At 40.0% G+C, this 21,258-nt stretch carries 14 protein-coding genes and 1 riboswitch; of the genes, 12 read left to right on the top strand and 2 right to left on the bottom strand.

Annotated elements, in window-relative coordinates; translation table 11 throughout:
- The 4 genes from DDZ16_RS19690 to DDZ16_RS19670 all read left to right on the top strand — a co-directional run.
- On the top strand, positions 1 to 542 hold a 542-nt coding region (locus DDZ16_RS19690), incomplete at its 5' end, for a GH36-type glycosyl hydrolase domain-containing protein (RefSeq protein ID WP_394340331.1).
- Between the two features lie 539 nt (positions 543 to 1,081).
- A complete protein-coding gene (locus DDZ16_RS19685; RefSeq protein ID WP_109266201.1) occupies positions 1,082 to 4,159 on the top strand; it encodes a SusC/RagA family TonB-linked outer membrane protein in 3,078 nt (1,025 codons plus the stop codon).
- A gap of 18 nt (positions 4,160 to 4,177) precedes the next feature.
- Positions 4,178 to 5,716 carry a RagB/SusD family nutrient uptake outer membrane protein gene (locus DDZ16_RS19680; RefSeq protein WP_109266200.1) on the top strand — a complete coding sequence of 513 codons (1,539 nt, stop codon included), beginning with the start codon at positions 4,178 to 4,180 and terminating at the stop codon, positions 5,714 to 5,716.
- A gap of 534 nt (positions 5,717 to 6,250) precedes the next feature.
- Positions 6,251 to 7,690 (top strand): carbon starvation CstA family protein, encoded by a 1,440-nt coding sequence (locus tag DDZ16_RS19670; RefSeq protein WP_109266198.1) that lies wholly within the window; start codon positions 6,251 to 6,253, stop codon positions 7,688 to 7,690.
- On the opposite strand, the gene DDZ16_RS19665 is transcribed toward DDZ16_RS19670, so the two are convergent.
- Positions 7,631 to 8,371 carry a lycopene cyclase domain-containing protein gene (locus DDZ16_RS19665; protein ID WP_109266197.1) on the bottom strand — a complete coding sequence of 247 codons (741 nt, stop codon included), beginning with the start codon at positions 8,369 to 8,371 and terminating at the stop codon, positions 7,631 to 7,633. The two genes, DDZ16_RS19670 and DDZ16_RS19665, sit on opposite strands and share 60 nt — an antisense overlap.
- A 772-nt stretch (positions 8,372 to 9,143) precedes the next feature.
- A riboswitch (cobalamin riboswitch) is annotated at positions 9,144 to 9,372 on the top strand.
- 102 nt (positions 9,373 to 9,474) lie between these two features.
- On the opposite strand from DDZ16_RS19665, the gene DDZ16_RS19660 reads away from it, so the two are divergent.
- Complete coding sequence (locus DDZ16_RS19660) at positions 9,475 to 11,379, top strand: TonB-dependent receptor plug domain-containing protein (protein ID WP_109266196.1); 1,905 nt, start codon at positions 9,475 to 9,477, stop codon at positions 11,377 to 11,379.
- Between the two features lie 21 nt (positions 11,380 to 11,400).
- Positions 11,401 to 12,519 carry a YncE family protein gene (locus DDZ16_RS19655; protein ID WP_232526827.1) on the top strand — a complete coding sequence of 373 codons (1,119 nt, stop codon included), beginning with the start codon at positions 11,401 to 11,403 and terminating at the stop codon, positions 12,517 to 12,519.
- 140 nt (positions 12,520 to 12,659) lie between these two features.
- On the opposite strand, the gene DDZ16_RS19650 is transcribed toward DDZ16_RS19655, so the two are convergent.
- Positions 12,660 to 13,598: a LacI family DNA-binding transcriptional regulator gene (locus tag DDZ16_RS19650; RefSeq protein WP_109266194.1), complete on the bottom strand. Its 939-nt coding sequence runs from the start codon at positions 13,596 to 13,598 to the stop codon at positions 12,660 to 12,662.
- A gap of 248 nt (positions 13,599 to 13,846) precedes the next feature.
- Here DDZ16_RS19650 and DDZ16_RS19645 point away from each other — a divergent pair, with 248 nt between their 5' ends.
- From DDZ16_RS19645 to DDZ16_RS19620, 6 genes are all read left to right on the top strand, one after another.
- A complete protein-coding gene (locus DDZ16_RS19645) occupies positions 13,847 to 15,661 on the top strand; it encodes an OmpL47-type beta-barrel domain-containing protein (protein ID WP_146192270.1) in 1,815 nt (604 codons plus the stop codon).
- A 6-nt stretch (positions 15,662 to 15,667) separates the two neighbouring features.
- Complete coding sequence (locus DDZ16_RS19640) at positions 15,668 to 16,174, top strand: YfiR family protein (RefSeq protein ID WP_109266192.1); 507 nt, start codon at positions 15,668 to 15,670, stop codon at positions 16,172 to 16,174.
- Positions 16,175 to 16,541: 367 nt separating this feature from the next.
- On the top strand, positions 16,542 to 17,540 hold the full coding sequence (locus DDZ16_RS19635; RefSeq protein ID WP_109266191.1) for a hypothetical protein: 999 nt from the start codon (positions 16,542 to 16,544) through the stop codon (positions 17,538 to 17,540).
- A 100-nt stretch (positions 17,541 to 17,640) separates the two neighbouring features.
- Positions 17,641 to 18,939 (top strand): hypothetical protein, encoded by a 1,299-nt coding sequence (locus DDZ16_RS19630; protein WP_146192269.1) that lies wholly within the window; start codon positions 17,641 to 17,643, stop codon positions 18,937 to 18,939.
- Complete coding sequence (locus DDZ16_RS19625; protein WP_109266189.1) at positions 18,939 to 19,673, top strand: hypothetical protein; 735 nt, start codon at positions 18,939 to 18,941, stop codon at positions 19,671 to 19,673. Before DDZ16_RS19630 ends, DDZ16_RS19625 begins: the two co-directional genes overlap by 1 nt.
- A 50-nt stretch (positions 19,674 to 19,723) precedes the next feature.
- Positions 19,724 to 20,782 (top strand): hypothetical protein, encoded by a 1,059-nt coding sequence (locus DDZ16_RS19620; protein ID WP_109266188.1) that lies wholly within the window; start codon positions 19,724 to 19,726, stop codon positions 20,780 to 20,782.
- Positions 20,783 to 21,258: the final 476 nt, after the last annotated feature.

The raw sequence follows: 21,258 nt of genomic DNA, 5'->3' as shown, positions 1-21,258 counted from the left end.
TGGTGGAGTATGGAGAGATTTCCACCTATCCGGCCGGTTATAAGGAAAATGCCGGAATCTTCTGCCATAACAACCCCTGGATCATGATCGGTGAGACCAATATTGGCCGTGGTGAAAGAGCCTGGGAATACTACAAAAAGATTTGTCCTGCCTACCTGGAAGAAATCTCCGATCTGCACCGCACAGAACCATACGTGTATGCCCAGATGATTGCCGGAAAAGATGCCTTCAAACCCGGGGAAGCCAAAAACAGCTGGCTTACCGGAACAGCAGCCTGGAACTATTATGCCATTACCCGCCACATCCTGGGAATTCAGCCTGATTATGACGGGTTGAGGATTGATCCTTGTATTCCCCCTGAGTGGAGTGGTTTTTCGGTGAAACGGAAACTTAGAGGAACAACTTTTATTATTAAGGTCGAAAGCACCAATCCTGTTACCAATGGAGTAGTGCGGATGACTGTTGATGGAATAGAGACGGAAGGCAATGTTGTTAAGATTTTCGATGGAAAAGAACATGACGTTGTTGTGGAAATGGGATAAATCGACTCCCGTTCCAGGGTGAGTTTTGTATAGATGCCGGAGGAAATTTTCCGGGCTTGCTGATTCATGAATTTAGTGTTTTTTATAATTGGTAAGTGTAATATGGAAACTTTATTAAGGCTGTATTTAATGTATTTTGTTGAGTGGGAAGTTTTTGGTAATGAGTATTTAATTTGGTGAAATTGATAAAAAAACACAAAAATTAATTGATAGTTACATATTTTTTGTACCTTAGTGTTATTGAAACAATTAATAAAAATGCTTGAAAATTTTTTGGTTATTGCTGGTTTTGAATGGCAGAATGGTAAGAATAGGATGTATTGAATGCAGAAACTGCAAAAAAGAAATCAAAAAAATAAATGAGGAATAGTTGACTGTGATAAAGTGTTGTTTTCTCAACAAATGAAAAATCAATAAATCATGAGGATATAGTTGTATCAAAAAAGGGATGAAAATCCGGAAAAATTGGCGTTGGCCCGGATTTCATCCCCTACAATAGTTCTAACTTTTTTTGTTAAAAACCTGTAAATTGCAAATCTATGAAAAAGATTCGATCTTTTTTGGAAGGCGACCTGTTAAAAAAGGTCAAATCCGGTGGTAGAAAGATACTTACCGGTCTGTTGATTGCTCTCGGAGCAACTTTCCTGTGCACCATTCAATCTCTGGCCCAGGAAACAAAAACGGTTACCGGAACGGTGACTGATACTCAGGGAGGACTTCTTCCCGGGGTGAATGTAGTAATTAAAGGGACCCTGCAGGGAGCAATTACCGATGTTGACGGTAATTATCAAATTCAGGCTTCTGCCGACGATGTCCTCCAGTTTAGTTTTATTGGATTTCAAACGTTAGAGGTTCCTGTTGGCGACCAAACAACTATTGATGTTTCCTTACAGGAACAGACATCCGATCTGGATGAGGTAGTCGTGGTTGGATATGGGGTGCAACAAAAATCTTTGGTCACCGGAGCTATTTCCAGTGTCGATGCAGAAGAGCTGGCAAATGCTCCTGCAAGCCGCGTAGAACAGGCGATGCAGGGTAGAACCGCCGGGGTGACAGTATTGCCTACATCCGGATCTCCTGGTTCAGGTGCCAAAGTTCGCATCCGCGGAACCAATTCAAACTCCAATTCCGACCCGCTTTACATTGTAGACGGAATGAAGGTGGGAAGTATTGAAAACATTGCTCCTTCCAATATTGAATCCATCGAAGTTCTGAAAGATGCTGCTTCCTCTGCAATTTATGGATCAGAGGGTGGCAATGGTGTTGTTATCATTAATACCAAAAAAGGAAAGAAAGGGGAAGGAAAAATTTCTTATAACTTCCAGTATGGTATCCAGGATGTTGATACCAAGATGGAGCTGATGGATGCTCAGGAATATGCTCAATATATGGATGAGCAAGGGACTGATGTTACTGTTCCAGGCAATGTTGGAAATGGAACCAACTGGCTTGATGAAATATTTGAAAAAGCTCCTATGCAGCGCCACAACTTAAGTTTTACAGGCGGTGGTGAGAAATCTTCTTTTTTGGCCTCAGTTTCCTATAATCAACAGGACGGTGTTGTTGGTGGCGAAAAAGCAGCCTACGAGCGACTGACTTTTAGGTTGAATTCATCTCACGATATTAAAGATTGGATTGAGGTTGGAAATACTTTAAGTTATACTCACTCCAAAAGAAATGTGATTTTAGAGGACGATGAGTATAACAGTCCCATTGTTAATGCTCTTTTGGTAGATCCAACGACTCCTGTTCTTTATGAAGAAGGTGAAACACCTCAAAGCTTGCTGGATTTAGATGCTGCGGGCAACCCTCTTGTAAAGGATGATCAGGGGCGCTTTTATGCTGTGCCGCTGAATACGACAGGTGAGATTGGGAACCCGGTAGCCCGTTTGGAATTGTATAATCGTGTTTATACAAGAGATCAGTTGACCGGAACCGTTTTTGCTAATGTGAAACCAATTGATAACCTGACTATTACTTCCCGATTAGGTTTGGATCTTACTTATCAACAAAATCATAATTGGAATGAAACCTTTTATTTCTTTGATGATAATAAGAATGTAACTCCTTCCATTAATGATGACATTGATAAGTATTTTAATTGGTTGTGGGAGAATTTTGCCACTTATGACATGTCATTCAACGATCACAGTCTTACTGTGATGGGAGGATATTCAGCCGAACAGAGGTTACATCCCAACTGGACTCTGTACTCATCCCCAATGCTTAAAGAGAGTGATCGATATGCTTATCACAGCTTTACCACCTCACGTGACAATGATGTTGTAGGTGGAGGTTTGGAAGAGCAGACAATGACTTCTATTTATGGTCGTCTGTCATATAACTATCTGGGAAAATATATGTTTCAAACATCTGTTCGTCGCGATGCAGCCAGCGTTTTCCCCGAAAATGACAAAGGAGCCATATTTCCTGCCGCTTCAATTGGTTGGGTGATGTCTGAAGAATCTTTTTGGGATGATACATTTATGGACTATTTTAAAGTTCGTGCCAGCTGGGGCCAAAACGGCAGTATCTCAGCTTTGACAGGAACTGAAGATAAAGCCTGGTGGACCGTGTCCGGAATATTTTATCCAAATGCCAATGAAGATGGTTATTTTTCAGGGGCACAAATTGAGAAACTTACTAATGATGATCTTAAGTGGGAGCGTACCGAGCAGCTTTCTGTTGGAGCTGATATGCGGTTTTTAGACAGGAAGATGAATTTGTCTGTTGATTACTACGATAAGCAAACCAAGGACCTGATTGTTACAGCTCCATTTCCTTTGTCAGTGGGTAACGATTTTCCTTTTGTGAATGGGGGAGACGTTTCCAATTCCGGGTTCGAATTTGAGCTTGGGTACAATGATTCATTTGGTGACTTTAATCTTTCTGCGAACCTGAATTTATCTACTCTCAAGAATGAGGTGACTTATCTGAAAACGGATGCGCCAATTGCTGGTGCCAATATCAGAGGGTACAATATTACCTGGTTTGCAGAGGGAGAACCCATCTGGTATTTCAATGGCTATAAAACTGATGGAATTGATGCTGATACAGGTTTGCCAAATATCGTCGATACCGATGATAGCGGTGATATTACTCCTGCTGATATGACCAATATTGGAGATCCCCATCCTGATTTGTTGTATGGTGCAAGTATCTCGGCCGAATACAAGGGGGTTGATCTTAGGGTATTCCTGCAGGGAACCAAAGGAAATGAAATATATACCGGTTGGTTCCGTCCGGATCGTGCTGAATCAAATAAGCCTAAATATTTATTTGATGGCAGATGGACACCGTCTAACACAAATGCTTCGATGCCACGTGCCGAAGCCAGTAGTGAATATGTTTATCGAAGTGATTATATGGTGCAGGATGGATCCTATACCCGAATCAAACAAATTCAGTTAGGATATAATCTGCCCGTGGATTTAATTCAGCAAATTGGAATGAGCAAAGCCAGGATTTATATATCGTTGGATGATTATTTTACTTTTACTGATTATAAAGGACTGGATCCGGAAGCAGGTAGTAGCAATAATCAAAGCCAGGGTGTTGACCGTGGGGTTTATCCCATTCCAAGAAAAATGATGTTTGGTCTTTCGGTTAATTTTTAATCCAAAAATCCTGAAAAAATGAAACGAAATATATTATTTATAGGGTTGTCGGCCGCTTTATTGTTACTGTTGTCGGCATGTAGTGAGGAATTTTTGAAAGTTGACCCTGTTGGAAGGGCTTCAACTGAAAACTTCCCGGAAAGTGATCAAGAAGCTTTTCAAACTCTAATTGGTGTTTATGATTTAATGCAATGGAATTATGGACGAGATTGGAACAGTGCATTCTTTGTAAAGAACCTTCCTGCTGACGATGTCAATGCAGGTTCATCCGAAAGTGACCAGTTGCCGTATCAAAATCTTGATGATTTTGCCCATGTTTCAGATAATCCTGTTATTGCAGGAATATGGGAGGGATTCTATAAGGCTGTCAATGCCAGTAATGCCATCATAAACAGCACTGATCCTTCCAATGATTTTAAAGCACAAATTGTAGCCGAAGCTAAAGTGTTGAGGGCCTGGAATTACTTTGAGCTGGTTACGCTTTTTGGTGACGTTCCCTTTTATTTTGAGAATCCGGTCAGCACTGCTGATTTTCATAAACCGAGAACGCCTAAGTCTGATATTTATGCCGCTATTGAGAAGGATTTACAAGAGGTAATTTCAGTATTGCCTTTGAAATCCGAATTACCGGAACAGGAAAAATTCCGAATTTCTCAAGGAGCAGCTCAATCAATTCTTGGAAAGGTTTATCTCTATCAGGAAAAATGGTCTGCGGCACACGGTGTTTTGAGTGATGTAATTGACAAAGAAGGTACCGAGTTTGGACTTGAGGAAAACTTTGGAGACGTGTGGAAAAGAGTCTCTGAATATGGACCCGAGTCTGTATTTGAAATTGTGTACACATCCCAGGAAGGATATGATTGGGGCAATTTTGGATGGGGCGGAGATGCCGAAGCCAATATCCACGTTCAGTTAATGGGACCTCGTGGAAACTTGTTTGAGAATCTTGATGCCATAGGGATGATTGCCGGCTGGGGCTTTAATTTGCCCACTGAAAAAATTGGCTTGGCTTTTGAAACTATGGGGGATAATGGACCTCGTTATCAAAATTCTCTTATGAGTGAAGACGAATTTGTTGCTGCAGGGGGAAGCATGGCCGCTTCCGATGCTCACGACTATGGTGGTTACCTTAGGCTGAAGTATGGTACCTACGCTACCCAAACCAACACAGAAGCTATTGCCGAGTTAAATTACACAACCAACTGGAGACTGCTTCGATACGCTGATGTTCTGCTCATGGCTGCCGAGGCATATAATGAGGATGGAATGGTCTCAGAAGCTTTGACGGAATTGAATAAAGTGCGTGTAAGGGCCGAATTACCTGAATTATCAGGTTTGAGTCAGACACAGCTTCGTCAAGCTATTAAGGATGAGCGCCAGCTTGAATTAGCCTTTGAAGGGGTTAGGTATTGGGACTTGGTACGCTGGGGAGATGCTGAAAGTGAATTGTCCGGTGAGGGATTTGTTTCAGGAAAGCATGAATTGCTTCCCATACCTCAAACTGAAGTTGCTGCTAATAATGCGATTGAAGAATCAGATCAAAATCCCGGTTTCTAATTTTAACATTTCAACTGACCTATATAAAAATAAATTGCCGGCTGATACATTCAGCCGGCTTTTTTATTGACAAAAGTGATGAATTCTCTTCAAGGATAGCTGGTCTTTTATATGCTTAAGTCCCTAATAGTGCCATCACAAAATACCATTTCATATTTTACATCCCTTTTCCCCTTTCTGCATCGTTAAAATTTTTCACCGTAGCGATGGCTATGCTTCAAAATTTTGCCTTGCAGGAAGATAGTATGAAAGCAAAATGTTTGAAATACTGTTTAGTGCCTGCAGAGAAATGCTTATATTTCTACGCATCAGTACATTGGGGGTGCTTTGACAAGAATAAGGTGCAAGGATGTTTGTTTGGAATCACAATTAGCTTTGCACTTGGGAAATTCTTTAGGATAAAATTTTAGTAGTATTGTCGTTTTCTTGCAAACACTACTTAAGAAAAAGTATAGTGCGAAACTATTATAAGAGTGTTTGATTAAATGGCTTTTATATATTCCTTTGTGATCTGAAAACAGCAACATTAGCAGTATGGTTACTTTTTTGATGTCAATTCTGGGCCTTATTGGTGGCTTTTTTGTTTATGGAAAGTTTGTTGAAAAGTTTTTTGGTGCCAATGATGCCAATCAAACTCCTGCATTAAAAGAAAATAACGGGGTGGATTATGTTCCAATGCCAACCTGGAAGGTTTTTACCATTGAGTTTTTAAACATTGCGGGACTTGGGCCTATTTTCGGAGCAATACTTGGAGCTAAGTACGGTCCTGCGGCCTACATATGGATTGTTTTCGGTTGTATTTTTATGGGAGCTGTGCATGATTATTTTTCAGGAATGCTTTCCATAAGAAATAATGGAGCCAGCATACCCGAGATAGTAGGGAAATATATGGGCCCGGGATTTCAAAATTTCATGCGGCTTTTTTCGTTGTTGCTTTTAATATTTGTTGGTGTAGCTTTTGTATCGGGGCCTGCAGGGCTTTTGTCAACACTTACTCAGGGAGGGTTAAAAGTTTGGCTTTACATTATTTTTGCTTACTACCTGATAGCAACTCTGCTGCCCATTAATAAAATTATAGGACGTATTTACCCGCTTTTCGGAGCAGCTTTGTTGATCATGGCGGCTGGGATTGCCGGTGCAATGATTTGGTTTGGACTTACTGGACAATTGAATATTCAGGAAATAGGATCGGACAGCTTTAAAAACTGGCATCATAACCCTACTGAAAATATTCTTTTCCCTATGATGTTTATCGTTATTTCCTGTGGGGCTCTAAGTGGTTTTCACTCCACCCAGGCTCCTATGATGGCCCGGTGCATAAAAATAGAAAGCCATGGCCGCCATGTCTTTTACGGTGCCATGATTGCAGAAGGTATAGTTGCCATCATCTGGGCTACGGCAGCAATGAATTTTTTCGGAGGGGTTGGGGAATTGAATGAAACCATGCAAGTTGAAGGGCATAATGCGGCCTGGGTGGTAAATGAAATCAGCCGGTCGTGGCTGGGGGCTGTGGGAGCGGTTTTTGCCATTATCGGTGTTATTGCATGCCCTATTACAACAGGGGATACGGCTTTTAGAAGTGCAAGGTTAACCATTGCAGACGTGCTTAAATTGGATCAATCAGGCATTAAAAAAAGGCTATGGGTTAGCTTGCCTTTGTTTGCCATCGGGTTTGTTTTGTCGCAGATGGAGTTTGAAAAGATCTGGAAATTTTTGGGGCTTTCAAATCAGGTGCTGGCAGTTATTGTGCTATGGACAGGAGCGATGTATCTTGCCAAATCCGGACGAAAGCACTGGATGCTTTCCTTGCCTGGAACTTTCATGACGATAGTATGTATCAGTTATTTGTTAGTAGCTCCTGTTGCCAATGGAGGCTTAAACCTTGATATTGGGTGGGGATACAGTCTTGCACTTCTAATGGGACTTGGATCTTTGTTTTTGTTTGTTTTTAAAACCAGGAAACTTCGGCATTGATCCCTTCCCCGGGGCGAACCACTCCATGAAGCTGATGTTCATGCCTACTAACAAAAACCCATAAGCTGTATCTTCCATGGGGATTGTAATAAAGCGGATACCGGAATTCATGCTGTCATTATACCAGACAACAGGTTCTTCAAGGCCAAAACCTGTAAGAACTCCATTGGTAATTAAAAATGGAATCAATGCAATCAGGTAGGCACGATAAAAGTGCAAGAGATAGTAGACTTTTAAAAACCATTCCGTGATTAAAACGAAAATGGCTGCAAGGCTGAATGTTACGACTGAGTAAAGACGGTCATGGTAAAGTACCGCCCCGGCAATTAATAATACCAACAAAGCATAACTGACTGTCCGTTGCATTTCCGGATGTTCGATCATGGGAGCCCATGCGTTAAGTACTCTGTAGCTAAATACTACTGCATAAGGAACTGTGATGAAAAACAACCATTCTTCCATGGGTAGGTTTAATATGTTGATCCCCATAAGGTGGGCTTCATTAAATCCCCAAACACCGATGTGTGTGAAATATATGTCCCAAATAAGAAAAAAAGCACCTGTAGTGAGCATCGCAGGGAAAAAATATTTCCATGTTCTGAAGAAAGCCACTTTTTTATCGAAGCTGAACAACAAGGGGATGATGATGACCAGAATGTTTATGATTAGATAGGTTGACATAAGTGTTTTTTTACAATTAAACAGTCAGGTTTAATTTCTTTTTTTAATAAACATCTGCTAATGGTACTCGGTTCATTTTTAACTGGGATAACCTTATTCGTTGCTTATGTTTGATCTGTTAATAAAGGGTTGATTTCAAGATGAATAGACTGTAGTTTAAAATGGCGATTTTATTAAATTCCACCAATGCCTTCCTGGCGGTAAGCAGGGCAGACAGAGGGGCAGATTTAAATAACCCCGGGCACACCTGCCAGGGGTGAATATATGGATATGATTAGTTTTTGAATGAGGCCAACATCTCATAACCCTCTACAATACCCGGAATAGTTGGCCTCTTATCAGGAACGTACAAGAAACATCGAACACTTAAAAAGCCCCTCTCATACAGAAGAACCTCCCTGTCGCTGAAAGCGGCGAATCCGAATAACCCTCCCGAATTTGTCGGGACAGGCTCTGGCAAAAGTCCCGGGGATTGGATGGACTATCTCCCCCTAAGATCCCTGATAAGGGGTCAACATCCTCCAGCTCTTTTGCAGGTCGAGCTCTTTGCATCTTGATCCCTGTCAGTTAATTTAGTCAATTCTTCAAAAATATCTTCCAAAAACAAAATTTAAACAGTTTCTTAATCTAAATATTTGATTGGTGGAGGCTTTTGAGAATAGATATATTGGTGGTTTGGCGATTTGTGTTATGCTTTGATAATCAGTGCTGCTGCAAGAGTGGATTGGTTTTTTATGTGCCTTCTTTGTTTTTCTACGATAATTTTAACTTACATTTGTCCTCCGAAACTGGTTCGTGATTTTCATTCAGAAAATTCGAATAATAGGGAATCCGGTTAAAATCCGGAGCTGTCCCCGCAGCTGTAAGCTCTTTTTAAGGTTTGAAAAACACTTTTGCCACTAAAAACATCTTTTGGTTGTCACAGATGATCAAAGAATGTTTTCGGGAAGGCTTTTCAAACCAGAGCAAGCCAGAAGACCTGCCAGTGATACTATTCGTAGCTTTCGGGTGAAAAGCGAAGATATGAACATGAATATTTCCGTTCTATTTTCACTAAAACCGGATGTTGCGAATGATTAATACAGCTTTAATCATTTGTGACTATGTATTTAAGAATTGCTTTTATTGGCCTGTTTATGGCAAGCTCGCTTGCTGCCGTTGCTCAGGATTTCTTTCAGGAGGATCCGGTTAAGCTACGGGAAGTGCGTGTAGTTTCCTCCAGACTTGAGGATTACGCTGTTGGAGCAACTGTTTCATCTCCGGATTCTGCGTTGGTTAAGATGCATAGGCAAGAATCACTGGCCTCCCTGCTTTCTAATACGTTTGGTGTTTCATTAAAAACCTACGGAGCCGGAGGTCTTGCTTCTGTCAGCATAAGGGGCGGAGGAACAGATCATACGGCTGTAATGTGGAATGGATTGAATATTCAAAGTCCCATGAGTGGTGGAGTAAACCTTTCGGTTATGCCGGTTGGATTTTTTAATAATGTGGAAGTTCAGCACGGCGGTTCAGGTACTTTATTCGGAAGTGGTGCTGTGTCAGGTGTTATCCATTTGTCCGGGAACGAAATTTTAGGCTTGGAGAATTACATGGATGCTTCAGGTTCAGTGGGTAGTTATGGTTTTAAGTCGTTGAATGCTGATATAAAGAGCGGTAGTAATAAGTTTGCGAGTCGCCTTTCCGTTTTTGGGCAAAAAGCCGATAATGATTTTACTTATACCAATACTTCACGAATTGGGCAGCCCGAAGAAAGACAAACCAATGCAGGAGTTAAACAATATGGTGTATTGCAGGAGAATCAATGGCGGATTTCTGAGAGGTCTCTTCTTACAACGGGTTTTTGGTATCAGGATTATGATAAAGATCTTCAAACGCTTATGACCAGTCGTCAACCGGGAGATACCAATCAAAAGGACAAAAATATCCTGGCTTCGGTCAATTTTAAACATTACTATAAAAACGGAACCCTGAAATTAAAACAGGGGTTTATCCGAAATAAGATACTTTATTCAAATCCCGATCTTGCAGATCCTCAATCGGATAATAATTCATATTCGTGGATAACAGAGGGGGAATACAAATTAAGACTCGGAACACATCATTCAATAAATGCCGGAGTTAATTACACTTACGAATTGGCTGAGTCCGATGGTTATCAGGGAGATGTTGTACGTAACAGAATGGCAGCATTTGCATCTGGTCGTTATGGATTATCAAAAGGACGAGGGGCCATTGTTTTGAGTTTTCGTGAGGAAATGACAGACAATGACTTTCAGCCTGTCGTGTTTTCTTTTGGGGTTGAACATCCATTGGTGAAAACATTGAAATTGAAAGGGAATGTGTCTAAGAATTATCGAATTCCCAATCTTAATGATCTTTATTGGAAAGAGGACGGATATTCTAAGGGAAATCCCGAATTGAAGGCTGAATCAGGTTGGTCGGGAGATTTGGGAGTTGATTTTTCATTTATTGCAGCCGGCATAAAAACCAGGCTGAGCTCTGCTTTTTTCGCTTCCCGCACAGAAGATATTATTGTCTGGCTCCCGGAAAACGGAGGTAAATGGATGCCCCATAACAAGCGGGTAGGAGAAACTCTTGGGGCTGAAGCAGGTTTTCACATGAGTGCTGGTTTTGGGGGCAATCATTTGGCATTAAGGGGCTTTTATACCTATGTGGAATCAACTCTTTCTTCTAATGACGAATACAATGGGCGGCAGATGATTTATGTGCCCAGGCACAAAATAAATGGTCTTTTTAGTTACACCAGGAAGCGTTTTTATGCCACTCTTGCCGGGAGCTATAACGGAGAGCGGTTTTATGACTATGACAGCCAGCTTGATGCTTACGCATTATTCGATGCTTCTGTTGGATATAAATTGGATATATCAGGTATCTGTGCCGATATATCTGTGAAGGTTAATAATTTAATAAATGCAGAATATCAGGTGGTTGCCTGGTATGCGATGCCACCACGAAATTATCGAATTAATTTGAATATAACCATTTAAAAAATTAAAATGATGACTGAGATGAAACAATTTAAAAAGTTTGTTTGTAGCAATAACTTGCTTAAAGTTTTGAGTTTGTCCTTGCTGATATTATTTACTGCTTGTGAAAATGACGATAATTCGGTTGATGAGTTTGAGGTGAAAGGTGATTTTGTGAATGGCGTTTTTGTGCTGAATCAGGGCCTGATGAATGCCGCAAATGCCTCGGTTTCTTTTATTTCAGATGACTCAGTTGCCGGAAATATATTTACCAATAGAAATGATGTGCAAATATTAGGTGATGTGTTGCAGGATATGGTCTCTGTTGATACTCTTTCTTTTCTGGTATTGAATAAGACCAATAGCGTAATGGTGGTTAATAATAAGAATTTTGAATCTGTGAAGGAGATCTCAGAGAGTATTTCTAATCCCCGTTACGCGCTGGTTAACAATGGTTTGATTTACGTTTCTCAATGGGGCAATGGAGGGGAACTGGCGGTAATCGATCCCGTGCAACTTGAGGTAATAAATACTATTGAGGTGGGAGCCGGACCAGAAGGATTGGCCATGGTTAATGGTGAACTTTGGGTTGCGAATTGTGGAGGATATGGACGCGATACTATTATTTCTGTGGTTGATGTAAGCCAGGGATTGGTTAAAGAGGAGATTGAAGTGAATGACAATCCTCAGGATTTAGTGGTAGATGGAAACGGAGATGTATGGGTATTGTCTACCGGTTATACCGAATATGATGAAAACTGGGCTATTGTTATGTCTACGGAGGCAGGTATTCACAAAATAAATCCCGATACATATGAAGTAGAGGAGACTTTTCTTCCGGATGAGTCGGTCTATGGTAAAGCAACCCGAATAGAGATGGCTGCTGATGGGCAAAGTTTTTATTTTGGCGGGGCTTATGGATTTTCCGGCGTTTGGGAAATGGCGGTTGATGCCACTGAACTGCCACAGGAGACTTTTGCTGATGTAACCCCCAATGGGATGACTGTAAATCCTGATAATGGGGATTTGTATATTGGAATTGCACCTGATTATGAGAACCCCGGGATTGTTGAGGTTTATGGAACCAATGGAGTTAAAATTGCCACTTATGATGAGAACATTGGGGTTGGACCGTGTAATTTTATTTTTGTTTCAGAGTAAGGCCTCTGTTGCCGGATTATGCTTTTCATAATACTGAAAATAGTTTCTACCCCGGAAATTTCCTTTTTAAACTTTGATGATTTGTTTTGCCATAAACAATTTTTGCTGTTTAATAAGCCCGAAATTAAATAATAGGAAATTTACCGGGGTTTTAATTTTATTTCATTATTGATCCTTGTTAAGGTATCTATTACTTCTTCAGACATTGATTCATAATTAGGAGCTAATGTTATCAATGTGCCTTCAGGCAAAAAATCAGCACCTTCAATTCTTTCGAAAGCTGCAAGCATAATGCCTCTTTGTGCGAGATTTCTTATTTTTGGGATACTCATTGCTTTTACAACCATTTGGGGTGTTTCGAAAATAATTCCATTAGCTCCATTTTCTATCAATTGGTCACAAGCTTTAATTAACTCTACTGTATCATTTGAAGCTGTTATACTTGTTATATTAGGGGGTATATCAAAACGATCGCAATAATTTTCCAGGTAAGTTTTTTTCAGTTGTTTTTGCTCCTCACTGTTTTCATTGATGCAAAGCAAACCGATGGCTTTTTTGTTATGGTGGTAAAACTGGGTTATTATTTCATTGGTTTGTTTTTCTTTGCTGGGAGCAATATATCGCAGTTCTGGCGAGGAAGGAATAAAATCCAGACAAAGAACGGGTGGTTCAAAGTCATTGGGATCTTTAATCTCAAAAGTTAACTCCTTTTCTGCTAAAATTACCGCGTCAAAAGGAATGGCATTTATTTTGGATCCGGTATTATCCTTTGTGGCTGTTTGAGGCAAAATAATGTAGCCTTCTTTTTCTGCAGCCATAATTAAGTGCTGCAGCCATTTAGATGTTTCAGGTTTAATAAAGGAACTGGCGAATAACCCGATAATCCCACTTTGTCCATTCAGTTTACCGGGGCTGAATTTTCCCGGATGGTAATTAAGTGATTTAGCCACCTCCATTACGCGCTGGCGTGTGTTAGAGGCAATATTTACCTTGTCGGCTTTCCCGTTTAAAACAAGGGAAGCCGTTGTTTTTGAGACCCCGGCTTTACCGGCCACTTTCGCAAGAGTCGTCCTGTTCATAATCTCCTTTGATTTTTTTGCAAACTAAATGTGTTTAGTAAGATAAAAATATAGAAAAAACTTCACAATTTTTAAATGTTTCTGAAAGTAATGTTATTTGGTGTGCTTAGACTTTAGAATAAAATTGTTCGAAGAGTCTTTTATCTATTGAAAGGATACTTTGGTCAACAGTATTTTAATAAATAACAAAAACTGTATTCAAAAATTAATTGTTTATCGTACTAATGGGTGAAACAAAAAATGAACCCATGACTACTTTTCAGAATTTCTATCAAAAATTAAAAAGTATAAGAAAAACGAGCGGGGTAATACGTGTCGCTACATTTTGCGTCTTGTTTGGACCAATAAGTAATTTGCAGGCTCAAGAGCTTCCGAAGCATGAGAAGTGTATTTACCGCTCTCCCGAGGGAAAACTCTTCATTAATAAAGATCTGCCATTGTTTGTGAAAGTTTCAACTTCACCGGATGCAGATTCTGAAAATTTCCTTCTTAAAAGTTCAAAGACAGCACAATATTCTAATCCCATGTTTTTGGATACAGAGGGCTGGAATACTTTGCGGTCGCCCTCTGCAGTTGATTCGGCAACCCGAAAAACGGTTTATCCTTTGCAGGATGTCATATTTGACATGTATGCCGATGGGATTGCACCTAAATCGAAATTAAATTTCGGGAGTTCCTGTAAATATGAGAACGATGAAGTTACTTTTTTAGGTGGGAAGGTTGCATTACGAATTTCCGGTGATGATGAAATGTCCGGAATTCAGGATTTTTACTACTCAGTAAACAGCGGATCTTACCAATCAAATTCAAATCATCCTCTGGAAATAGAAGAAGAAGGAAAATATGAATTTAAATATTATGCAGTAGATAATGTGGGGAATGCAGAAGAATTGCATGAAGTGAATTTTGTGATTGATAAATCTGCTCCTGTTACAAAGCATGAAATCGACGGACTGAAGCAAAATAATATTTTGGCTCCTGATGCCAAAATTTCTCTGGTTAGCAACGACAGCTTGTCGGGAGTGAAAAAGCTTTTTTATGCAATAGATGATAAGGAATTTAAGCTCTACCGTAAGCCCATTCCTGTGGCATTAATACAAAATGGTAAAGGGAAAATTGCTTATTATGCTGTTGATCAGGTTGGAAATAAAGAGGAGCCACGTTTTATCGGAACATTGGCTTCTGCTAATAAAGAGGCTTCCGAAGGTGATGTTTTTGACTATTACATTGATCGTTCAGCACCGGAAGTTACTTTTGAGTTTGACGGAGATTTTTATGAGGGTGACCGGGAGTATATTTCTGCCAGAACCAAAGTGAAACTTGAAGCCACTGATGATAAGTCGGGTGTTCAAAAAATACTCTACAGTTATAATTCATTCATTACCAATGAGACTTATGATGAGCCTTTTAATCCGGATGGCAATAGTCCGGTTGAACTGTCATACACCGCTGTAGACTATGTTGAAAATACTGCTGAAGAAAAAGCCCATAACTTTTATATTGACCGTCTGGCTCCTAAAACTAATATTTCATTTGACGGACCAGTTTTCCGCAACCGGGATACAGTATTTGTATCATCTAAGACCAGCCTCCGGATACTTGGAGAAGATAAGGAAAGTGGATTAAAAGAAATTTCCTATACCCTGAATGGGGAAAAATTTTCTTATGACAAACCATTTAGTTCTGAAAAAAACGGTGCCAACAGATTGGAATGGATTTCTGTGGATAATGTAAATAATAAAGAAGCGTTACAAAAACTTGTTTTCGTAGTTGATAACGAAGCGCCATCTGTTCATTATCATTTTAGTGTTGAACCGATAGGAGAGAAAGTTGTGAGAGAAGAGCAGTATGTGATTTATCCATCCAATACCAAATTATATATTGGGGCAACCGACGATGTTACCGGTGAGGAAAGTCTTAAGTATACCATAAACGGGGGAACACCTTCAGGCAAAATTCCGGTTGGAGGCTTTGAATCCGGGAACTATGAAATTGAGATAATGGTATCTGATGTATTAGGAAATGAAACTGCAAAAAGGATCCGTTTTGCTATAGAAAATTAATCAGACATGTACAGGAGAATATTAATAATTACAGTTTTACTAATCTTGTCTGTCAGAATGTTCAGTCAGGAGGAGAATTATATTTCTCTTTATATGTTCAATTTTACGAGGTATGTTGAATGGCCGGTAGAGAAACGTTCCGGGAACTTTGTGATTGAAGTACTGGGGCATGTTTCTGTTTATGAAAAATTGAAGGAGATGGTTTCCGGGAAAAAGGTTGGTAATCAACCAATAGAGGTTCGTAATTATATGTCGGTCAATGAGATGGGGCAACCCCATGTTATGTTTGTTGGCCACTGGAAAAGCCGTGAAATGCCTCAGGTAATTGATAAACTGGGAGGAGAGTCGACTTTGATAATTGGCGAAAAGGAAGGGATGATTGACCAGGGAGCAGCTATCAATTTTGTTATTCGTGAAGGAAAGATAAAGTTTGAGTTTAAAGAAATTAATGCCAGGGATAGGGGATTGAGTGTTAGTTCCCGTCTGCGGCAAATGGGCATAGTACTTGAATAATCCGTGTAAAGTAAGTGACGGATCCATAATTTGCTTTTTTAGTTGTCGCTTTCTGGTGTTGGAAATTAAGCATTTAGGTTTGTTGAAAAATGGCTGTCATAAAAAATGACAGCCATTTTTTTCATTTTGAGAAATCACCTGCAACCAATATGCTAAATGACGCGGGAAGTTTTTCTTTCTGCAATTTTCTTTTACTCCAAAAAAAATCATGGAGGAATAGGAAATTGTCTGTTCTAATCTGAATTTGCAGACTCTTATCAATTTGGCATATTAATTGTATAAATAATAAGTAAATAAAAAATAAGAAATAATACAATAACAATTGATTGTGTGTTATTTCTGATTAATCTTTTTTAATCTGAACGTTATGAGAAAGTTATTCTTTTTAGTTGCAATAGCTGCTTTTTTGGGCGCGTGTGAGAAGGATGATCCACCCGCGGAGTTTCCTGCTGATCCTTCGGATAATGCAGGTAACCTGATGATTGTTAACAGCTCTAATCGCCAATTGGTCTTATATGACGGTGATACGCCAATTAGGTTTGTACCTAACAGCGAGACTGATTATTTGGTCAATATTCCAGCTGAAGGGGAAATAGCTGTCGATTTAAAGCTCTACGACTGGGAGGATGTGAGAGGCAATATTAATAATCCTGATCCAACACAAATCTACAAGAGGTGGAGTGTGCCTATATCCGGTAGTACTGACAGAATAAACCGTGTGACCTGGCATGTGAGCAACGATCCGGATAATAAGGAAATGGCCAATATTTATTTCAACTATTATGGAGGATCTGAGGAGTATGTTGATGTTTATTTGAATGGACGTGAAGGGGCCAAAATAATGACCTTGAAACCCGGTGACCAGCAAATGCAAATAGGACTGGACTTTGGTAATTACACTTTGCATTACCATTATTGGAATTCTGATCAAACAACTGCAGATGGAAGAAATTACCTTTCATGGATAGATACCCAAATGATTGGGGAAGATGAGGTGGATATCTGGTTGGTTTTAAACAGCAGCAGGGAAGAGATGAGCATGACTGTCCCTCACCTGGACGCCGAACTTGAAGAAATTTCCCGGTTTGGATTGTTGAAAGTTGATAATCAACTTAGTGAACCGGTAGAGATTTATGCCGGAGATTTGAAAATTGAAAGCATTATGTATCTCGATGGGGAAAGCAAAGATAATTTGTCTACAATCGGTCAGGGAAGCAATGGTGAATTCTATATTCCAATTCCGGATGGTGAGGAAACTGTATCATTAAACTTAAGGGCACAAAAGCTTAGCGGTGCACCGGTGAAAAATGAAACTGTCACCCTCACGGTAGACCAAAGCTTTACCTGGGTGATTGATTCTAACTAATTCTTTGCAGTAAGCGCAAGGGTCTGTTTCAGAAACATAATGAAAAAATTGTGTTTCTGAAACAGAATAAATGATTCCTAAAAAGCGAAACCCGATTTGAATGATAACTATGGCTCGGAGAATATTAAATAACCGGATTACACCGACTTATCTTTCTTCATGGTTGATGCTGTTGTTCTTTGGCGGTTTCCTGGCAGGATGCAACAGTCAATTTGATGAGAAAACCGGTTGTACCGATCCACGTTCATTGAATTATGACCCCGATGCAGTTTACGATAGCGGAGAGTGCGATTACAGCGACAGTTACCGGTATTACATGCCTGAGTATTGGAGTGAGACAGATGAGGAGGGCAATCTGGTGGTCGTTAATCAGACCGTGTCACCGCTTCTTTTATACTCCGGATCAACCCATCTCAGGGTTATACCTCCCAAAGCAGAGGAATTTCTGGTTGATATACCTGTAAAAAGTGAGACTACGCATCTTTCTATCTATAAGGCGGAGGATGTTGATTATGTTGAATCGCCTCCGCAGCGTTCTTTTAAAAGCTGGGTGGTTGTTCTTCGTGCCACTGATTATGAAGAGGTGCCATTGGGTTGGGTTGTAAGCGATTTAGTAACGGGTGAGGGCTCTGGCTCTATTATGCTATCGTATCCTCATTCAAATTTGGACGAAAACCGTTTGCCCTGTAATGTAGATGTGTATTTGCACAGCAAAACAGGTGGAAGGATTACCTCGGTGAAGCCCGGAACAGATCAGGAAGTGCGGATTGATTACGGAACTTACAGGTTGTGGTTTCATTATTGGGAGTCTGACCCCACATCGCCGGAAAGTATTCAAACACTTGGCTGGAAAAATACTTCTGACATTGTATTGAATGCGAATTATAAATCCAGAGATGTTCTGATTCCATCTTTTGAAGCTGTTCCCGAAGATGCTGCTGCAATAATGGTTGTTAACAGATATGGGGAGACATTAAGCGTTAAAATGGGCGACAGGTATATAGAAAATCTTGTTGTGGGCCGTGAAAATACGCAAGGCATGTCCACAATAGCCAATCGTGATACGATGATTTATCCTGTAACACCCGGTTGTTATCTTCTTAATTTTGAGGAATTGGATGGAAGTCAGGCAGATGCCAGGTTTTATGTTGATTTGAATAAACTTTTTGTGACCCGAATAGTTAGTGGTGTCGCCCGAAAAGAAATTGTTGTGAATAACCAGACAGAGTGGTCACTGTTTTTGGGAGATGATTATTATCTGGGGGCTGAAATGGATCCTCAGCAGCAAAAAAGTGTTCATCTGCCCGAAAACCTTAATTTGGTTAATGTTTTCAATAGTGACAGCACATTTTTTAAGCCGGTGGCTATTGTGAATGACACTTTGACAATAACTGAATGATGAAAAAATCTTTTTTTACCATAGTTTTTTTGTTAGGTGTCGTTTGGTTGGCTAATGGGCAATCACGTATTTCCATTACCGGTGGCTATGAGTTGGGATTGATGAATACAGGACGGGTTGGAACAGGCTATAAGCAAAATATGAAATCAACCCGATATGTGGCCGATTTTGCCTGGCGCTATAATGGGGCCAATCATCTGGTAATTGAAGGTGGATACAGGTACGATTCATGTGCTTTTGTGAATAATGTTGAATACTTGTTGCCGGACGAATCTTCATTTGATCGTTACCATACCAATAGCATGATAAAGATGAAATCGGCGATGTTGGGACTCGCTTACCGATTGGCTTTAAACGGCGAAAACTTTGGGGTCAGTCTTCAATCCGGACTTTCGGGCCAATATATTTTCGAAGCCTCACGTTACAGGTTGCCTGATGAAGATTTTGAATACAGGCTTTACGATGAGATTAACTCTGTAAACCTGCTGTGGCGGACAAAAGTGGCCGTTAGATACAACGTTTTTTACGTGTTGGTGGGGTATGAGTCACCGTTTTTTGATACCCTTAATCACGATGAAATATTAAAGACACTACCGGGAGATGAGTCAAACCGGGCAGATGACCTGAGAGGAGTCAGGCTCGATTCTGATGCATTTTTTGTCTCCTTTGGTATGCGTCTTACACTTGGAAAAGTTTACAAGGCCTTTAATAAGGCAGTTGCCAAACATAATTAATGATAATAATAGGTGAATAATAAATTTTTAAACATTTAAAACGATTAAAAATGAAGAAATTAAGATTTTTTACCCTAATGGTTGCAACCCTGATTATGGGGCTTAGTTTTACTGCTTGTGAAGAAGATGGGAGTCTTCTCGAAGTAATTGATGATGAGAATGATGATACTGATGGAGATGATGATACTGATTCAACTCCTGCCATTTCCATAGAGGAAGGTGATAATACCGCTACTGAAACTGTGTATGTCTCTGATCTGGCCAGTGATGCTGAAGTAGTTGAGGTAGAGGTAACTTTTTCATCCACTGATGATAAAATGAGACGTTTGTACATGACTCAAAATATTGCCGGTGCCGGAGCTGAGAAGTTCGAACTGGAAATGGAAGGTCTTGACAAGAAAGGTGACGGATCACTGGACTTGAGCAGCGATAACGGAAACGGATTTACCTATAAGATTCCTTTCCCGGTGCTGTCTGAGGTTGAAGATGGAACCGTTGAGTATAAAATTTGGGCAACGTCAGGACGTGGCGACTACCGCGATGCAGAAAAGCGCCTGGTTGCCGGACCCGGAACCATTACTGTTGATTATGGTGGTGACAATCCTGCTACCGTTGATGTTAAAGAATATACAGCTGTTTTATTGGCTGCCCCACTTGCTGATGGTTCTTCTGAAACTTTCATTTCACTTTTAGATGGTGAAGTTTATGCATTGAGTAACGAAGAGTATACTTCTTATTGGGATTTTGGATACTATTATTTGAATAACGACGGTCCTTCCTTGGCCTCAACTGCAAGTTATCCTGCATTGTTTGATCATGACAATGATGAATCAACAGATCTTGTAGCTATTTCCGGATTAACTGGTACAGCTCAGGAAGAACTGAATAGTTGCTACTTCACACCTTCTTCAATTGACTTCGATGCAGTTCAGAGTTCTTCAGATCTTGATGGTATTACAAAATCAGCCGATGAAGCTGCGAATAATCTGGAAGTGGGTGATGTTATTGAGTTTGTAGATAATTATGGTAAGAAAGGAGTTATTAAGGTTTCAGATGTAACAACAGGTTATACAGGTTCTATTACTTTAGACATCAAAGTACAACCATAATTCAAACTTGATTCAACTCACGAGTTAGGATTTTAGCGTTAAAGTTACCCGGGGAGAGCCTCTGCATAAGAGGTCTCCCCGGGTTTTTTGTTTCTATATCTCCGGACTGAGGTGGTTCTTATTGTTTTCAACTGTTTTTATACTCAATACTCTGTTGGTTTTTTGTAAAAGGCTATGAATAAATTTCTTGTAATTATATGCGTGATTACTGCAAAGTCATGGTTATCAGCGTTATATGATTAGTCTTGAATCTTTTTTTTAAGTAAAATCATAAAGCGCTTAAAATTTGATCTTTAAGACTTTTCTTAGTTTTTTGAATATGCCGCAAAAAGAATCAAAATTTCTTATAGTCGGAATTTCCAGCTTCTAACTTCCAGCCTCCAGCTTCCGGCTTCCGGCTTCCGAGCGGCTGGGCTACTTACATCTAAAAATCTAGCGATCTATTGATTCTATTGGAGACAGAAAAAACTCAGTTA

The sequence above is a fragment of the Marinilabilia rubra genome (assembly GCF_003121985.1).
In the GTDB taxonomy this organism is placed as follows: domain Bacteria; phylum Bacteroidota; class Bacteroidia; order Bacteroidales; family Marinilabiliaceae; genus Marinilabilia; species Marinilabilia rubra.
Note: the sequence above shows the minus strand (reverse complement) of the source record. Positions and strands in the feature narration are given on the sequence as shown.

Bases quoted from the DNA above. Each gene is read 5' to 3' on its own strand.
- DDZ16_RS19630 (WP_146192269.1), top strand. From the start codon at position 17,641: ATGATAACTATGGCTCGGAGAATATTAAATAACCGGATTACACCGACT.
- DDZ16_RS19685 (WP_109266201.1), top strand. From the start codon at position 1,082: ATGAAAAAGATTCGATCTTTTTTGGAAGGCGACCTGTTAAAAAAGGTC.
- DDZ16_RS19625 (WP_109266189.1), top strand. From the start codon at position 18,939: ATGAAAAAATCTTTTTTTACCATAGTTTTTTTGTTAGGTGTCGTTTGG.
- DDZ16_RS19665 (WP_109266197.1), bottom strand. From the start codon at position 8,371: ATGTCAACCTATCTAATCATAAACATTCTGGTCATCATCATCCCCTTG.
- DDZ16_RS19650 (WP_109266194.1), bottom strand. From the start codon at position 13,598: ATGAACAGGACGACTCTTGCGAAAGTGGCCGGTAAAGCCGGGGTCTCA.
- DDZ16_RS19635 (WP_109266191.1), top strand. From the start codon at position 16,542: ATGAGAAAGTTATTCTTTTTAGTTGCAATAGCTGCTTTTTTGGGCGCG.
- DDZ16_RS19670 (WP_109266198.1), top strand. From the start codon at position 6,251: ATGGTTACTTTTTTGATGTCAATTCTGGGCCTTATTGGTGGCTTTTTT.
- DDZ16_RS19620 (WP_109266188.1), top strand. From the start codon at position 19,724: ATGAAGAAATTAAGATTTTTTACCCTAATGGTTGCAACCCTGATTATG.
- DDZ16_RS19645 (WP_146192270.1), top strand. From the start codon at position 13,847: ATGACTACTTTTCAGAATTTCTATCAAAAATTAAAAAGTATAAGAAAA.
- DDZ16_RS19680 (WP_109266200.1), top strand. From the start codon at position 4,178: ATGAAACGAAATATATTATTTATAGGGTTGTCGGCCGCTTTATTGTTA.
- DDZ16_RS19640 (WP_109266192.1), top strand. From the start codon at position 15,668: ATGTACAGGAGAATATTAATAATTACAGTTTTACTAATCTTGTCTGTC.
- DDZ16_RS19660 (WP_109266196.1), top strand. From the start codon at position 9,475: ATGTATTTAAGAATTGCTTTTATTGGCCTGTTTATGGCAAGCTCGCTT.
- DDZ16_RS19655 (WP_232526827.1), top strand. From the start codon at position 11,401: ATGAAACAATTTAAAAAGTTTGTTTGTAGCAATAACTTGCTTAAAGTT.